At 67.7% G+C, this 14,960-nt stretch carries 15 protein-coding genes; 9 read left to right on the plus strand and 6 right to left on the minus strand.

Features of this window, described 5'->3' with window-relative positions:
- The first annotated feature begins 6 nt into the window (after positions 1 to 6).
- A complete protein-coding gene (locus tag AC07NY_RS02660; protein ID WP_492285525.1) occupies positions 7 to 420 on the plus strand; it encodes a F0F1 ATP synthase subunit epsilon in 414 nt (137 codons plus the stop codon).
- 181 nt (positions 421 to 601) lie between these two features.
- Here the strand turns inward: AC07NY_RS02660 and AC07NY_RS02665 are convergent, their stop codons facing one another.
- Together AC07NY_RS02665 and AC07NY_RS02670 are read right to left on the minus strand one after the other, a co-directional pair.
- Complete coding sequence (locus AC07NY_RS02665; RefSeq protein ID WP_494581617.1) at positions 602 to 1,093, minus strand: RNA pyrophosphohydrolase; 492 nt, start codon at positions 1,091 to 1,093, stop codon at positions 602 to 604.
- Positions 1,094 to 1,139: 46 nt separating this feature from the next.
- Positions 1,140 to 1,445, minus strand: coding sequence for an ArsR/SmtB family transcription factor (locus AC07NY_RS02670; RefSeq protein WP_494581619.1), 306 nt, complete (start codon positions 1,443 to 1,445; stop codon positions 1,140 to 1,142).
- A gap of 92 nt (positions 1,446 to 1,537) precedes the next feature.
- Between AC07NY_RS02670 and AC07NY_RS02675 the strand changes: the two genes are divergently transcribed.
- From AC07NY_RS02675 to AC07NY_RS02685, 3 genes are all read left to right on the plus strand, one after another.
- Positions 1,538 to 2,638, plus strand: coding sequence for an NADH:flavin oxidoreductase/NADH oxidase (locus tag AC07NY_RS02675; protein WP_494581621.1), 1,101 nt, complete (start codon positions 1,538 to 1,540; stop codon positions 2,636 to 2,638).
- A 258-nt stretch (positions 2,639 to 2,896) separates the two neighbouring features.
- Complete coding sequence (locus AC07NY_RS02680) at positions 2,897 to 3,958, plus strand: ABC transporter substrate-binding protein (protein ID WP_494581622.1); 1,062 nt, start codon at positions 2,897 to 2,899, stop codon at positions 3,956 to 3,958.
- Positions 3,959 to 4,054: 96 nt separating this feature from the next.
- A complete protein-coding gene (locus tag AC07NY_RS02685; RefSeq protein ID WP_494583659.1) occupies positions 4,055 to 5,671 on the plus strand; it encodes an AMP-binding protein in 1,617 nt (538 codons plus the stop codon).
- Here AC07NY_RS02685 and AC07NY_RS02690 read toward each other — a convergent pair.
- The 4 genes from AC07NY_RS02690 to AC07NY_RS02705 all read right to left on the minus strand — a co-directional run bounded on the left by AC07NY_RS02690 (position 5,640) and on the right by AC07NY_RS02705 (position 10,598).
- Positions 5,640 to 6,791, minus strand: a complete 1,152-nt coding sequence (locus tag AC07NY_RS02690; RefSeq protein ID WP_492285520.1) for a GNAT family N-acetyltransferase — start codon at positions 6,789 to 6,791, stop codon at positions 5,640 to 5,642. The two genes, AC07NY_RS02685 and AC07NY_RS02690, sit on opposite strands and share 32 nt — an antisense overlap.
- A 112-nt stretch (positions 6,792 to 6,903) precedes the next feature.
- Positions 6,904 to 8,013, minus strand: a complete 1,110-nt coding sequence (locus tag AC07NY_RS02695; protein WP_494581624.1) for a CobW family GTP-binding protein — start codon at positions 8,011 to 8,013, stop codon at positions 6,904 to 6,906.
- Positions 8,014 to 8,101: 88 nt separating this feature from the next.
- Positions 8,102 to 8,983, minus strand: a complete 882-nt coding sequence (locus AC07NY_RS02700; protein ID WP_494581625.1) for an EamA family transporter — start codon at positions 8,981 to 8,983, stop codon at positions 8,102 to 8,104.
- 37 nt (positions 8,984 to 9,020) lie between these two features.
- Entirely contained in the window at positions 9,021 to 10,598 is a 1,578-nt protein-coding gene (locus AC07NY_RS02705) for a D-alanyl-D-alanine carboxypeptidase family protein (protein WP_494581626.1), read from the minus strand.
- 207 nt (positions 10,599 to 10,805) lie between these two features.
- Between AC07NY_RS02705 and AC07NY_RS02710 the strand changes: the two genes are divergently transcribed.
- From AC07NY_RS02710 to AC07NY_RS02730, 5 genes are all read left to right on the plus strand, one after another.
- Positions 10,806 to 11,711, plus strand: a complete 906-nt coding sequence (locus AC07NY_RS02710) for an EamA family transporter (RefSeq protein ID WP_494581628.1) — start codon at positions 10,806 to 10,808, stop codon at positions 11,709 to 11,711.
- Between the two features lie 139 nt (positions 11,712 to 11,850).
- Positions 11,851 to 13,020 carry an acetyl-CoA acetyltransferase gene (locus AC07NY_RS02715; RefSeq protein WP_492285515.1) on the plus strand — a complete coding sequence of 390 codons (1,170 nt, stop codon included), beginning with the start codon at positions 11,851 to 11,853 and terminating at the stop codon, positions 13,018 to 13,020.
- A gap of 35 nt (positions 13,021 to 13,055) precedes the next feature.
- Positions 13,056 to 14,249, plus strand: coding sequence for an MFS transporter (locus tag AC07NY_RS02720; protein WP_494581630.1), 1,194 nt, complete (start codon positions 13,056 to 13,058; stop codon positions 14,247 to 14,249).
- 69 nt (positions 14,250 to 14,318) lie between these two features.
- Positions 14,319 to 14,552, plus strand: a complete 234-nt coding sequence (locus tag AC07NY_RS02725) for an AbrB/MazE/SpoVT family DNA-binding domain-containing protein (protein WP_492285513.1) — start codon at positions 14,319 to 14,321, stop codon at positions 14,550 to 14,552.
- Positions 14,553 to 14,954, plus strand: a complete 402-nt coding sequence (locus tag AC07NY_RS02730; protein WP_492285512.1) for a type II toxin-antitoxin system VapC family toxin — start codon at positions 14,553 to 14,555, stop codon at positions 14,952 to 14,954.
- Positions 14,955 to 14,960: the final 6 nt, after the last annotated feature.

The following is a 14,960-nucleotide window of genomic DNA, read 5'->3' on the forward strand; positions in this document are numbered from 1 at the left end:
GAAACGATGGCCACCTTCAAGTTCGAACTCGTCTCGCCGGAGCGCATCCTGTTCTCGGGCGACGTCGTCAGCGTCATCATCCCCTCGGTCGAGGGTGAGATGACCGTGCTCGCGGGCCACGCGCCGCTCGTCGCGACGCTCAAGGCCGGTATCGTTTTCGTCCAGACGACCGAGAGCAACGGCAAGGAATTCTTCATCAACGGCGGCCTTGTCGAGGTCAACCAGAATTCGACGACGATCCTGGCCGAGCAGGGCCGCTTCATCGAGGACGTCGACACTGCCGTGCTCGACGCCGAGATTCTGACAGCCGAGACCCGTCTCGCCGGTTCGCATAATGACGACGAGAAGAAGCGCCTGCACGATACGCTGGTGCAGCTGCGCGAGTTCAAGCACGTCTTCGAGCAGCGCAAGGCGGCGTGACCCGCGCTTGAGCTTTGGAATTTGGAAAGGGCCGCGCAAGCGGCCCTTTTTCGTTGGCGGCCGACACTCGCGTCATGCTCGGGCTCGACCCGAGCATCTCAAGCCGGGTGAGGCTCCTGCACCTTCTCGTCGCGAGATTCTCGGGTCTGCGCTTCGCTTCGCCCGAGAATGACGACCCAGTTCAACGCGCAAATTGTGCAAACGCCTGCGCCACCTTCTCGTAGACCGGCCGCTTGAACGGCACGACCAGCGCCGGCATCTCTGCGAGCGGGCACCAGCGCCATTCGCTGAATTCCGGCGGCTCGTCGCCATTGGGCTTGCCGATATCCATCGCGCTCTCGTTGCCGGTGAAGCGGAAGGCGACCCAGCGCTGGCGCTGGCCCCGGAAGGCGGCGAGCTTGTGCCAGGGGCCGTCATAGGGCGGGAAATCGTAGCTCCACCACTCCTCGGTCACGGCAAGCAGATCGGCCTCCGTGACGCCCGTTTCCTCCTCCAGCTCGCGGCGGGCGGCGGCGACGATGTCCTCGTCTGGGTCGATGCCGCCTTGCGGCATCTGCCAGTCTAAACCGGGCAGGACGATTTCGGGGCTAGCGCTATGCGAGCGGCCGGCGAAGACGAGACCCTGCGCATTGAACAGGGCGATGCCGACATTGGGACGGTAGGGGAGGTTCATGGCGCGAGCATAGGGCGACGTTACGCGAAGCGGAACCGGCGGAAGTTCAATCGTTCGACTTGGGAACGACACAGGCGAGCAGGCCGGGGAAGCGCTGCTCGATATCGTCGCGGCGGAGCGCATTCATCCGGGTGACGCCCTCGTTGCGGGTGCGGATCAGGCCGGCCTCGCGCAGCACGCGGAAATGGTGGGAGACGCTCGACTTCGGCCGGTCACCCTCCAGGGCCTGGCAGCTCTGCTCACCTTCGACCGCGAGCCGGCGTACGACTTCGAGCCGGAACGGGTCGCTCAGCGCGTGGAAGACGTCTTCGAGCGCGATTTCTTCGGAGGTGGGCAGGCGGGCATGTCGCATGGATGCAGCCTATCACAGGGTTTTGAGCTTGCCAAAGTTCGAAAAATATCGAACTATCGAAACATAGAAACCCACCCGTGTGGAGCCGCATCATGCCTGGCCTGTTTGATCCCTTCAGCCTGAAGGACGTCACCCTTCGCAATCGCATCATCGCCTCGCCGATGTGCCAGTACATGGCGCAGGACGGCGTCGCCAACGAGTGGCACCGGGCGCATCTCGCTGGGCTCGCGCGTGGCGGCACCGGCCTCGTGGTGATCGAGGCGACCGGCGTTTCGCCGGAGGGGCGGATCACGCCCGGCTGCCTCGGGCTGTGGAATGACGGACAGGCGGAAGCGCTGGCGCCGATCGTCGCGGAGATGCGCAAGGCCGGCGCCGTCACCGGCATCCAGATCGGCCATGCCGGGCGCAAGGCCAGCGCCAACCTGCCCTGGGAAGGCGACGACCATATCCCGGCCAATGACGAGCGCGGCTGGGAGACGATCGCGCCGTCGGCGGTGGCGCATGGCGGCGGGCTGCCGCGCGTACCCCGCGCGATGACCACGGCCGATATCGAGCGCGTGCGGAACGATTTCGTCGCGGCGGCGGAGCGCGCCCGCGATATCGGCCTCCAGTGGCTGAAGCTGCACTTCGCTCATGGCTATCTCGCGCAGAACTTCCTGTCGCCGCATGCCAACAAGCGCGAGGATTCCTATGGCGGCAGCTTCGAGAACCGGAGCCGGTTCCTGATCGAGACGCTCGCCGCCGTGCGCAAGGTCTGGCCGGAGAACCGGCCGCTCTCCGCCCGGCTCGGCGTGATCGAATATGACGGGCGCGACGAGGAAACACTGGCCGAAGCGATCGAACTGGTGAAGCGCTTCAAGGCCGAAGGGCTCGATTTCATCGATGTCAGCGTCGGCTTCTCGACCACCGAGGCGAAGATTCCGTGGGGGCCGGCCTTCCTGGGGCCGGTCGCCGAGCGGGTGCGTCGGGAGACTGGTCTGCCGGCCTCGACGAGCTGGTATATCAGCAAGCCCGAGCAGGCCGATGCGCTGGTGCGCGAGGGCAAGGTCGATCTGGTGACGCTGGGCCGGCCGCTGCTGGCCGATCCGCACTGGCCCTATGCGGCGGCGCAGGCGCTGGGCGTCGAGAACGCGGCCTGGGCGACCCTGCCGGCACCCTATGCGCATTGGCTAGCGCGCTACCGCGCCGCCTGAGGGCGTTTCATCCGCAAGATGGGGTGCAGCGATGAGGGGCCGTTCGGCCCCTCATTCGTTTGCAGGAAGGACAGCGGCCGATCCACTGCGAGAATGGCGTGGGCCTGCCTCTCTAAGGGAGACCGCAAGGACCGGCCCGATCTGAAATCGCGACGGAACTTCCGTCACGTTGACGGCATTTCAACATTTTATGATGTCAGGAAGACGGGATGCACGGATATGCCGTGTCCCAGACAGCATGGCGCCCGGAGGCCAGACATGCCGATCGCTTCGCCCTCTCGTTCCTCGATGCTGTGCCGACGCGGGTTCGGTCAGCTGGCGGTGGGAGCCGTGGCGGCCTGTATAGGAGGCGTTGGTGCGGCGCGTGCGCAGGGCAGCACGGCGGTCCGCTTCGCGCTGGACCGGCGTTTCGATGCGCTGACGGCGCCGTTCCTGGCGGCGCAGGATAAGGGCTATTTCGGCACCGAGGGGCTCGATGTCGTGATCGAGTCTGGCAATGGCGCGCGGGCCATGCTCCAGCGGCTTGCATCGGGAGCGCAGGATGCCGGTTTCGGCGACATCAACGCGCTGATCCGTTTCCGCGACGAGAATCCGAGCTCCGATCTCAAGGCCGTGATGATCGTCCATGACCGGCCGGGCTATGCCGTGATCGGCCGCAAGAGCCGGGGGATCACCACCGCGCCGACGAGCCTCGAAGGCCGCAAGCTCGGCACGGCCAGCATCGATGCCAGCTTCGCGCAATGGCCGCTGTTCAAGAGCCTCAACAAGATCGACGACAGCAAGATCCGCATCGAGACCATCGGCCTGCCGGTGCGCGAGCCGATGCTGGCCTCGGGCGAGATCGATGCCCTCTTCGCCTTCGGCCCTTCGACCGCCGTCGCCTTGCGGGCGCGGGGCGTACCGGGCGACGATATCGTGCTGATGGAAATGGCCGAGCATGGCCTCGTGCTCTATGGCAGCGCGGTGATCGTCTCCGGCAAGCTCCTCGCTAGCAAGCCGGATGCGGTGCGTGGGCTGGTGCGCGCCGTGATGCGCGGCATCCGCGATGTCGCCGTCAATCCGGGCGCCGGGGCGCAATTCGTCCTGCGCCGCAACGAGAGCGCTCAGGTCGAGGTCGAACGCGACAAGCTCGCCGCCGTCATCGAACGGAATGTGCTGACACCCTATGTGCGCGCACATGGCCTGGGCGGGATCGACAGCGAGCGCTGGGCGCAGGCGCTGGGCCAGCTCGCACTGGCGGGTGCGTTCCGCGACAAGGCGCGGGCGAGCGATGCCTTCACCGATGCCTATCTGCCCCCCGCCAGTGAACGCATGTTCTGAGCGCATCGTTACGCTGGGAGATGATACGCAAGACGCGGGTGACAGGGGGGAACGGCCTGCCTATCGTGCCGCGCCTTCCACCGGACACGTATCTTGATCCTGCCAGACCTGACCGATTACGCCGCGTTGCGCGAGGGCTTCCGCTGGCGCATTCCCGATCGCTACAACATCGCCGTCGACGTCTGCGATCGCTGGGCCGCTATTGCACCTGATCGTCCGGCGATCATCGAGGTCTCCACGGATTGGCAGGTGAGCCCGGTCAGCTTCAGCTGGCTGCGCGAGCATTCCAATCGCCTGGCGAACGCCCTGCGGGCGCGTGGTGTCGGCCGCGGAGACCGCATCGCCATCCTGCTGCCGCAGGGGCGGGCGGTGCTGGCGGCGCATCTCGCTGCTTACAAGCTCGGCGCGATCGCCGTGCCGCTGGCGGCCTTGTTTGGCGTCGATGCATTGGCCTATCGCCTGACTGATTCCGGGGCCAAGGTCGTGGTCACCAATGCCGGCGGACTGGCGAAGCTCGGCCAGATCACCCAGCCGCTGCCGGAGCTCGCCTTACGCATTTCCACCGACGGCGCCGATGGCGCGGTGGAAGGCTGGGACGCGCTACTGGCGGAGGGCAACCCAGAATTCACGCCGGTCGAGACCACGCCGGATGATCCGGCGCTGATGATCTACACCTCGGGCACGACGGGCAATCCGAAGGGCGCGCTGCACGGCCATCGCGTCCTGCCCGGTCATCTGCCGGGCGTGCAGATGCCGCATGAATTCATGCCGCGGCCCGGCGACCTCGCCTGGACGCCGGCCGACTGGGCCTGGGCCGGTGGCTTGCTCAACATGCTCTTGCCGGCGTTGCATTTCGGCGTCGCGGTGGTGGCGCGGCCGGTGACGCGTTTCGAGCCGGAGGAGGCCTATCGGCTGATCCAGGATCTCGGCATCCGCAACGCCTTCGTGCCGCCGACGGCGCTCCGGATGATGCGCGGCGCCGGTAGCCCGCAGGGACGCTGGAACCTCAACCTGCGCACCGTCGCCGCAGCGGGCGAGGCGCTCGGTGCCGAGACGCTGGAATGGGGGCGCGAGGCGCTTGGGCTGACCATCAACGAGGCCTACGGCCAGACCGAGTGCAATCTCGTGCTGGCGTCGAGCGCGGCGATCGGCATCAGCCGTCCGGGCGCGATCGGCAAGGCGGTGCCCGGCCATGAGGTCGCGATCATCCGGCCGGACGGCACGGTCTGCGCCGCTGGCGAAGAGGGCCAGATCGCGGTGCGCCGGCCCGATCCGGTGATGTTCCTGGAATATTGGCGCAATCCGGAGGCGACGGCGGCCAAGTTCGTCGGCGACTGGATGACGACCGGCGACGAGGGCGTCGAGGACGAGGACGGCTATGTCCGCTTCATCGGCCGCGACGACGACGTCATCACCTCCTCGGGCTATCGCATCGGGCCGGGCGAGATCGAGGATTGCCTGCTGCGGCATCCGGCGGTGGCGCTGGCGGCGGCGGTCGGCAAGCCCGACCCGCTGCGCACCGAGATCGTCAAGGCCTTCGTCGTGCTGAAGCCGGGATATGGCGGCTCGAAGGCCCTGGTCTCCGAGCTTCAGAGCTTCGTGCGGGCGCGGCTCTCCGCCCATGAATATCCGCGCGAGATCGCCTTCCGCGACGAGCTGCCGCTGACGACGACCGGCAAGATCATCCGTCGACTGCTGCGGGCCGAGGCCTGAACAGCGCGCGCGCCATGCGCTCGCGCATATGAATGGCAAGGTCGGCCGGCCGGCGAGCGCGTTGTTGCGGACGCCGGGTCAGGTTGATCGTGCCGAAGGCTTCGTCACGGGCGCCGAAGAGCGGCAGGCCGCCGGGCAAGAGGATCTGCCGGGCGGGGTGCGCCTTGCGCATCATGGCGAGCAGCATCGGCAAGGGCTCCAGATCCGCATAGGCCTCGTCGCCGACGCCGTGATAGAGCCAGCAGGACACGCCCTTTCCGAGCGTGAGGGCGGCGGCGATCGGCCTCTCGTCAAGCACGAGAATGGCGATGCGGCAGAGTTTCTGCCGGCCGAGATCGCGGCTCATGCTGCGCAGGAAGCCGACCTCGCGGGTATCCTGCAAAGTCGCCTTGCCGGCCCGGCCGCGCGAGCCGGAGGCCTCGATCGCCAGCAGGATCTCGACGGCATCGCGTCGGTCGGCCTGGTTCGTGGCCTCGGCGAGGACGAGGCGGCCCTTGTCGCGCAGGGTTTCGTCGGAGGTGGCGATCCGGGCGGTCGGCGGCAATTCGAGCGCTCGCCCGACAAGCGGCTGCCAGCCGACGGCCACGCCATGCCTGTCGGCAACGCGCGCGAGCGTGGTCGCGAAGGCGCCTGCCGGGTCGATTCCCGACAGGGAGAACACCGCGGAGACGCTGCTGAGCCCACGCCAGTCGCGGAGGAAGGCTGCGAGCGTGGAGGCGGCGAAGGTGCTGTCGATCAGCGGCGTGCCGTTCAACAGGCGCGGATCGGCGAAGCCTTCCAGCGTATCGGACGCGAGGAGGCGGCGGCGTGTGCGGCAGGGAACGAGTCCGACGAGTCGGCGCCGTTCCGAGCCGGGATTTCCCTGCCAGAGCAACATGAGTTCGGCGTCGCGGAAGGAGACGAGATGCTGTGCGGCGGCGAGCGCGAAGCCCGGCTCGAGGCAGGGATTGGCTTCGAGAGCGCGGCTCGCAAGGTCCGCCCATTCGTGGCGGATGGAATCGCAGGCGCCGAGCGCCTTCAACTCGCTGTAGATCGCCGCATCGGGATGGGGTGGCGGCAGGTTCGGCAGGATCGCTGTCGCGCTGCCTTCGGTCGCCGCCAGAGCTCTGATCGTGCTCATCTGCCCCGTACCCTTCCTGGATCGTTCCGGCGCATGGCTGTGCCGGAATGACAAGGCGCGCAGGCGCGCCTCGTGGCTTGCAGGGTTGGGTTCAAGAAACGGGCCGGGGGAATCAGGCGGTTTGCGGTTGCGCCGTTGCTTGCCCGAGGAAGGCGGACCAGAGCTTGCGGACGGTGTTCTCGTCGATGTCCTTGACGATCAGGACGAGGCGCGAGCGATGGTCGGAATCCGGCCAGGAATCGAGCTGGATCGGCGGATGCAGGATCTGCTGGACGGCGTGGACCAGCAGCGGCCGGCCGGGCTCTCCCGCGATGTCAACCAGCCCCTTGAGCCGCAGCAGGCGCGGGCCGTGGATCGAGCGCAGGAGGGTCCAGAACAGCTCGAACGTGGTGCGGGCGACCGGCTGTTCGGCGGTCAAGACGAAGGCGCGGATCGAGGCGTCGTGGCGGTTGACGTCATGCGGGTCCTGCCCATGGGCGTGGTCGTGACCATGGTGGTGGTGATCGCCGTTGTGGTGGTCGTGATCATGATGATGGTGGCGGGGCAGGGAGTCCTCGGCCAGCCAGTGGCGCAGGGCGTGGGGTTGTTTCGCGAGATCGTAGAGGCCGGCGCCGATCAGGTCGTTGGCAGGTGTGCCGGGCGGCAGGATCGCGATGCCCGGATTGAGGCTGTCGAGGCGTTCCCGCAAAGCGGCGACGGCGTCCGGTGTGGCAAGCTCGGCCTTGGTCAGGACCAGACGGTCGGCGGCGACGACCTGCCGGCGGGCTTCCTCATGCGCATCGAGCGTCGCTATGCCGTTCACGGCATCGACCAGCGTGACCACGCCGTCGAGCCGGAAGCGCATGGCGAGATAGGGATGGTTGATCAGGACGTTGAGGATCGGCGCGGGGTCGGCGAGGCCGGTGGTCTCGATGACGAGGCGCGAGAAAGGGGCGATACGGCCGTTGTCGCGCCAGCGCAGCAGGTCCTCCAGCGTGACGATGAGATCGTCGCGGATCGTGCAGCAGAGGCAGCCGGATTCGAGGAGGATCATGTTCTCCTCGACACCCTCGATCATCAGGTGGTCGAGGCCGATCTCGCCGAACTCGTTGACGAGCACGAGCGTGCCCGCGAGTGACGGGTCTTTGAGCAGGCGGTTCAGCAAGGTGGTCTTGCCGGCGCCGAGAAAGCCGGTCAGCAGGGTCAGCGGAACGGGAAGGGGGCGGGCAGGGTCGCCGGTCATGGATCGCAGGCCTCTAGGACATCGGATCAGTCCGATGTCCCATCAAAGGGATCGATCATCTGTTCCGCGCCCAAAGGTGCGGGATGATCTAGGCAGGCACGGTGCTCCGCCTCGTTTGTTCTAGTATTACATTAGTGGCGATGGCGGCGATGACAAGAGCGCAGCCGGCATACTGCAGCGGCCCCAGCCGCTCGGCGAGCACGAAGGCGGCGATGATCACCGCGAAGACCGGCTCGGCGCAGAAGGCGAGGCCGGCGGGGCCGGGCGCGATGCGGGCGAGCGCCAGGATCTGGAACAGGAAGCCGATGATATAGCCGCCATAGGTGATGGCGACGGCGATCGGCGCGAGCAGGAAGGTCTGCGGCGGCAGGAAGCCGCCCGTCGCCAGCAGCACCAGCCCGGCGACGGGCAGGATGACGACATGCGACCAGAACAGCTTGGGCAAGGTCGGTGTCTCCGCGCAGCGGGCTGCGGCGAAGAACTGGGCGGCGGCGCAGACACTCGCCAGCCCCGCCAGAGCGAGGCCTCGCGGATCAAGTCCGTGAAGATCGGGGCCGACGACAAGGGCGATGCCGAGGAAGGCGACGAGCGCGACAGCTAGCCTGTCGGCGCGGAAGGGGGCCGGGGTCAGCACCGGCTCGGCCAGCACGATCAGGACCGGGAAGGTGTAGAACACCACGGCGGCGACCGAGACGGGGACGAAGGCGACCGAGGAGAGATAGGCGATGCCGACCAGCGCCGTCGCCAGGCCGAAGAGCAGAACGGGCTGACGCTCTTCGCGCCGCAGGGCGAGTGAGCCACGCCAGAGATAGGCGACGCCGCCGACGAGGACGAGCATCAGCAGGACACGGTAGAAGACGAGGAGCGGGCCGCTCAGGCCGGCCTGCCCGGCGATCTGGGCGCTGACGATATTGGTGCCGAAAGCGGCGGCCGAGGCGAGCGCCAGGGCAAGCCCCTGGCGCTCGCTCATGCGATCCCGCTCAGGGCCTCCGGAGTCCAATCCAGCCTCAGGCGTCGCTGGCGGGCTTGGTCTTGGTGCCGGGCTTCGCCGCAGACGGCTTCACGGCGGCTTCCGCAGGCTTGGGCTTGGTCGGTACGGCGCGGGCTGGCGGCGTCTTGATCGGCTGGGCCTTTGCCGGCTGGGCTTTGGCGGCCGCCTGCGCCTTTTCAGGCTTGGCGTTGCGCGAGGCCGGCTTGATGCCGGCGGCCGCGCCGGGGCGCAGGCTCGCGGCATTGGCCGCACCTGCCTGCACGGCGCCCTGCAGGCGCAGCGGGCCGGATTCGAAGGCATCGCTGGAGGGTTGGACCGGCGTATTCGCCGGCGCGAAGGCGTTGGCGCCGCGCGGGATCGCGCCATTGCTCGAGGCGGTGCGGCGGGTCGGCGGCACGACGAGGCCGGCCGCGACCGGGGCTTCTGGTTCGATGGTCGGGGTGCCGCGCGCGACACGCGAGCTCGGCTGCGCCGCCGCATTGGCCGCGAGCGGGGCGGATGCCGAACCGGGGCTGCGGCCAAAGGAGACCTGCATCGGAACCACCTCGGCGCGCGGGCCAAGCGTGACGCGACCGCGCGGCGAGCGGGTCGCGACCGGGCCTGCCGACTGGGTGGTGAAGGCTGTGGCGAAGCGCCCGCCGTCGGAATCGTTGCCGCTGGTGGCAGTTGCGGCAGCCGCGATCGGGCCGGAGAGATCGGCATCGTCGGCCAGCGCGACCCCGCCGCCGCGATTGCGGACTTCGTCGCAGATATTGGGCGCGCGGGCGCCACTGGGCGGCATCGAGGAGACGCTGTAACCGGAGCCACCCCAGGAGGCGAAGCCCTCGTCGAGGAGCTGGGCGGCCTTGACCGTGCGGTCGGTGCCCGAGGTCGAGCCCAGCACGACGGCGATGAGCGTGCGCCCGCCGCGGCTCGCGGTCGCGACGACATTGAAGCCCGAGGCGCAGGTGAAGCCGGTCTTCATGCCGCCGACGCCGGAATAGCGGCCGACCAGCCCGTTGGTGTTGTGCATCACCTGCTTGCCGAGCTGCACGGCCGAGGTGCCCCAGTAATCGGAGTACTGCGCGTAATCATGCATCAGCGCCATGGCGAGCACGGCGAGGTCGCGGGCGCTGGTCTGCTGGTCCGGATGGTCCCAGCCATTGGGATTGACGAAACGGGTGTCGCGCATGCCGAGGCGCTGGGCCTCCGCATTCATCATGGCGACGAAGGTCGGAACGTCGCCGCCGACGCCTTCGGCCACGACATAGGCGATGTCGTTGGCCGATTTCACCATCATGATGCGCAGCGCGTTGTCGAGCGTGATCTCCGACCCCGGCCTTGCATAGACCTTCACACGGGGCTGGCTCGCGGCGAGCTTCGAGACCGGGATCGCGGTCTCCAGCCCGAGGCGTCCTTCCCGGATCGCCTTCAGCGCGAGATAGAGCGTCATCATCTTGGTCGTGGAGGCGGGGCGCCAGGCCTGGCTGCCGTTCTCGCTCGACAGCACGGAGCCGCTGGACGCGTCGATGACGAGGCTCGTCCCAGCTGAGGCCGGTCCGGTCAGAACGGCGCCAAGGACGAAAGCGGCGGCTGCGAGGCGGGGAGCGATCATCGGGCGGTCTTGAACCTGTCTTGCTCGGAGCGGTCTTGTGGCGGGTGACGACGGCGCAGGGTTCAACGCGACGCATGCGGCAATTTCGAGACGGCCGCCGCATTCGTCCGCCCGTGAATGCATACCTACCCTCTGCGCAGCGATTTGCCTAGCTGCGGCGGCCGGTCCACAAGCGGCGGGTTCTCATGCTCTTCCGAGGCTTGTCGCGTGGCTTTCGGCCTTCTCTGGATACCGGCGACGATCGCCGCCTCGCTCCTGCAGACCGCGCGCAATCTGGCGCAGCGCTCACTCACCGACATCATCGGCGTCGTCGGCGCCACGCAGGTGCGCTTCCTGTTCGGCCTGCCCTTCGCCATGCTGTTTCTGGCGCTGGCTTGCCTCGGCCTGCAGCGCCTGCCGCCGGATATCGGCATGGCCTCGCTCGGCTACACGCTCTGGGGCGCGCTGACGCAGATCGCGGCCACCGCCCTGATGCTGGCGGCGATGCGTGAACGCTCCTTCGCGGTGACGACCGCCTATACCAAGACCGAGCCGGTGCAGGTCGCGCTGTTCGGCGCCCTGCTGCTCGACGACGCGCTGACGCCGATGAAATTCCTGGCGATCGCGATCGCGACGGCCGGTGTGATCGTGGTGTCATGGAAGCCTGGCGAGAAGCTGACCCGGGCGGGCTTGCGGCCGGCCGTATTCGGCATCGTCTCGGGAGCCTTCTTCGCATTGTCGGCGATCGGTTTCCGCGGCGGCATCCAGGCCTTGCCGGAGGGCTCGTTCCTGATCCGCGCCTCGACCATCCTCGTGCTCGGCCTCGGGCTCCAGACCTTGCTGCTGGTGGTCTATATGCTCATCGCCGACCGGCAGGCGCTGATCCTCAGCCTGAAGAGCTGGCGCCGCTCGCTTTCGGCCGGGTTCCTCGGTGCCGCCGCTTCGCAATTCTGGTTCATCGGCTTTTCGCTGACGACGGCGGCCAATGTCCGGACGCTGGCGCTGATCGAGGTGCCGCTGGCGCAGATCGCTTCCCGCAAATTGTTCGCGGAAGGCACGAGCCGGCGCGAGATGCTGGGCATGGCGATGATCGTCGGCGGGGTCGGGCTGCTGCTCTCGCTGGCGTTGCAGTGACCCGGCCGGCCGGCTAGTGCTGGAGGCAGAAGCCTTCGCCAGCCGATCCGCGCACGGCCACCATGCGCGGATACCGGCTTGCCGGGCGGCGCAAGGCTGCCAAGATAACGTGTAGCTGCACAGTAAGGGAGATTTCGCCATGAGCGCTGCGATCGTCGGCTGGGCCCATACACCGTTCGGCAAGCAGGATGCCGAGACCGTCGAAAGCCTGATCGTGCGGGTGGCGGTCGAAGCCCTCGTCGATGCCGGCATCACCGCCGACGATGTCGACGAGATCGTGCTCGGCCATTACAACGCCGGCTTCTCGGCCCAGGACTTCACGGCATCGCTGGTGCTGCAGGCCGATCCGGCGCTGCGCTTCAAGCCGACCACTCGCGTCGAGAATGCCTGCGCTACCGGCTCGGCCGCGGTGCATCAGGGTGTACGCGCGATCAAGGCCGGCGCTGCCAAGGTCGTGCTCGTCGTCGGCGTCGAGCAGATGACGAAGACGCCCGGTCCCGAGATCGGCAAGAACCTGCTCAAGGCCTCCTATCTCCCCGAGGATAGCGAAGTGCAGGGCGGCTTCGCCGGTGTCTTCGGCAAGATCGCGGCAGCCTATTTCCAGCGCCATGGCGACCAGTCCGACGCGCTCGCGATGATCGCGGCGAAGAACCACAAGAACGGCGTCGCGAACCCCTATGCCCAGATGCGCAAGGATCTCGGCTACGCCTTCTGCCGCGAGGAGAGCGAGAAGAACCCCTATGTCGCTGGTCCGCTGAAGCGCACCGACTGCTCGCTGGTCTCGGACGGCGCCGCCGCGCTGGTGCTGGCCGACGAGGAGACCGCGCTGCGCATGCGTCGCGCCGTCGGCTTCCGCGGCATGGCCCATGTCCAGGATTTCCTGCCGATGTCGAAGCGCGACATCCTGAAATTCGAGGGCGGTGCGCTGGCCTGGAAGCAGGCTCTGGCCAATGCCGGCGTGACGCTCGACGATCTCTCCTTCGTCGAGACGCATGATTGCTTCACCGTTGCCGAGCTGATCGAATACGAGGCGATGGGCCTGACCAAGGAAGGCGACGGCGCCCGCGCCATCAAGGAAGGCTGGACGCAGAAGGACGGCAAGCTGCCGGTCAACGTCTCCGGCGGCCTCAAGGCCAAGGGCCACCCGATCGGCGCGACCGGCGTCTCGATGCATGTGCTCTCGGCCATGCAGCTGGTGGGCGAGGCGCCGGAGGGCATGCAGCTCGACAGCCCGCGCCTTGGCGGCATCTTCAACATGGGCGGGGCAGCGGTCGCCAACTACGTCTCCGTGCTCGAACGCATCAAGTAAGCCTGCGACCGGCCGGCAGAAGCGGAATTTCCGACGTGATCGTCTTCATTGCGCTGCTGCCGGCTTATGTCCTCTCGATCTTCTACCGCTCCTTCCTGAGCGTGATCGCCGGACCGGTCATGGCCGATCTCAATATCGGCCCGGCTGCCTTCGGCCTGCTCGGTGCTGCCTGGTTCATGGCCTTCGCGCTGGCGCAGTTTCCGGTCGGTTGGGCGCTCGACCGGCTCGGGCCGCGCCGGACGGTGGCCTTCGCGATGGCGATCGGCACCGTCGGCGCCTTCCTGCTCACGCAGGCCGGCAGCGCGGGCATGGCGGCCTTCGCGATGGCGCTGATCGGCATCGGCTGCTCGCCGGTCTTCATGTCCTCGCTGTTCCTGTTCGCGCGCAATGCCGCGCCCCAGCGTTTCGGCCTGCTGACCTCGCTGTTCATCGCGCTGGGCTCGCTCGGCAATATCGCGGGCGCTGCGCCGCTCGCCATCGCCGCCGGGCATTTCGGCTGGCGCGGTGCGATGATGGCGATGGCCGTGGGTTTCCTCGTCGCGACCGTGCTGGCGGTGGTGCTGGTGCGCGACCCGCCGCCGCGCCCGGCTTCGGCCAAGCCAGACGAGGGCCTGCTGCAAGGGCTCGCCAGCATTCTGGCGCTCAAGCCGCTCTGGCTGATCGCGCCCTTGACCATCACCGGCTATGCCATCGTCGCGACGGCGCGCGGGCTCTGGATCGGGCCGTTCATGACGCAGGTCCATGGGTTCGATCCGGTCTCGGCCGGCCATGCCGCCTCGATCATGGCGGCCGCGATGATCGTCGGCGCCTTCGTCTATGGCTGGCTCGAAAGCCGCACCGGCCGCGCCAAGACGATCGTCACCTGGGGCACGCTATTGACGGCGCTCGGCTTCGCCGCGCTGGCGCTGAGCGGGCAGCAATCGCATCTGACGGCGGTGGCGCTGTTCTCGCTCGTCGGTGCTGCCGGCTTCACCTATGCGATCCTGATGGCGCATGCGCGGCAGTTCTTCCCCGAGCATCTGATCGGGCGCGGCATGACCTTCGTGAACTTCCTCTTCATCGCGGGGGCGGGGGCGCTGCAGTCGGTTTCCGGCTGGTTCATCGCCGAGCAGCGCGCGGCCGGGCTCGACGCGGCCACGACCTTCGCCAACCTGCACTGGGCCTTCGCCGCGCTGCTGCTGGCCTCGGTCGCGGTCTACGCGCTGTCGCCGGCGCGGCCGAAGCGCTGACGATCGATCTCCCTTGCTGCTGGGTGTGGCAGGTATTACTTTTCTCTGGAGAGTAATACGGAGGCTGCGATGGCGACGACGGTCACCAGCAAGGGGCAGGTCACGATCCCCAAGGCCGTGCGCGACAGGCTCGGCATCAAGCCGGGCCATGCGGTGGATTTCCGGGTGGAGCCGGACGGCAAGGTCGTGCTGCTGAAGGCGAATGCGGAAACGCTGCGAAGCCGGCTTGAAGCGTTGCGTGGCATCGCCGGGCCGGGGCCGAGCACGGATGAGATCATGGAAATGTCGCGTGGCGAGGACTGAGTGGTCCTCGTCGATAGCAACGTCTTGCTCGATCTCTTCACCGGCGACCCGGAATGGAGCCCTTGGTCGATCGCGCGGATCGAGGAGCTTTCGGCGGAAGCGCCGCTCGTTATCAATGATATCGTCTATGCGGAGGTGTCGATCCGCTTCGGCAGCGTCGGCGAAGTCGACGATGCAATCCGGCAGGCCGGACTTCAGATGAACGCAATACCCCGACAGGCATTGTTCCATGCAGGCAAGGTCTTCAGGCGCTATCGTGCAGCCGGGGGCAATCGCACCGGTGTCCTGCCGGATTTCTTCATCGGTGCGCATGCCGAGACGAAAGGCCTGCGCCTGCTCACCCGCGATGTCCGGCGCTACAGGACCTACTTCCCCTCGGTCGAGCTGATCGCGCCGGATTAGGCGTGA

This window comes from Allobosea sp. GW821-FHT09G06, from assembly GCF_059416005.1.

Coding starts and splice junctions, on each gene's coding strand:
- AC07NY_RS02700 (WP_494581625.1), bottom strand. CDS start 8,983: ATGAGCGAGCGCCAGGGGCTTGCCCTGGCGCTCGCCTCGGCCGCCGCT.
- AC07NY_RS02725 (WP_492285513.1), top strand. CDS start 14,319: ATGGCGACGACGGTCACCAGCAAGGGGCAGGTCACGATCCCCAAGGCC.
- AC07NY_RS02690 (WP_492285520.1), bottom strand. CDS start 6,791: ATGAGCACGATCAGAGCTCTGGCGGCGACCGAAGGCAGCGCGACAGCG.
- AC07NY_RS02715 (WP_492285515.1), top strand. CDS start 11,851: ATGAGCGCTGCGATCGTCGGCTGGGCCCATACACCGTTCGGCAAGCAG.
- AC07NY_RS02675 (WP_494581621.1), top strand. CDS start 1,538: ATGCCTGGCCTGTTTGATCCCTTCAGCCTGAAGGACGTCACCCTTCGC.
- AC07NY_RS02695 (WP_494581624.1), bottom strand. CDS start 8,013: ATGACCGGCGACCCTGCCCGCCCCCTTCCCGTTCCGCTGACCCTGCTG.
- AC07NY_RS02665 (WP_494581617.1), bottom strand. CDS start 1,093: ATGAACCTCCCCTACCGTCCCAATGTCGGCATCGCCCTGTTCAATGCG.
- AC07NY_RS02680 (WP_494581622.1), top strand. CDS start 2,897: ATGCCGATCGCTTCGCCCTCTCGTTCCTCGATGCTGTGCCGACGCGGG.
- AC07NY_RS02660 (WP_492285525.1), top strand. CDS start 7: ATGGCCACCTTCAAGTTCGAACTCGTCTCGCCGGAGCGCATCCTGTTC.
- AC07NY_RS02705 (WP_494581626.1), bottom strand. CDS start 10,598: ATGATCGCTCCCCGCCTCGCAGCCGCCGCTTTCGTCCTTGGCGCCGTT.
- AC07NY_RS02670 (WP_494581619.1), bottom strand. CDS start 1,445: ATGCGACATGCCCGCCTGCCCACCTCCGAAGAAATCGCGCTCGAAGAC.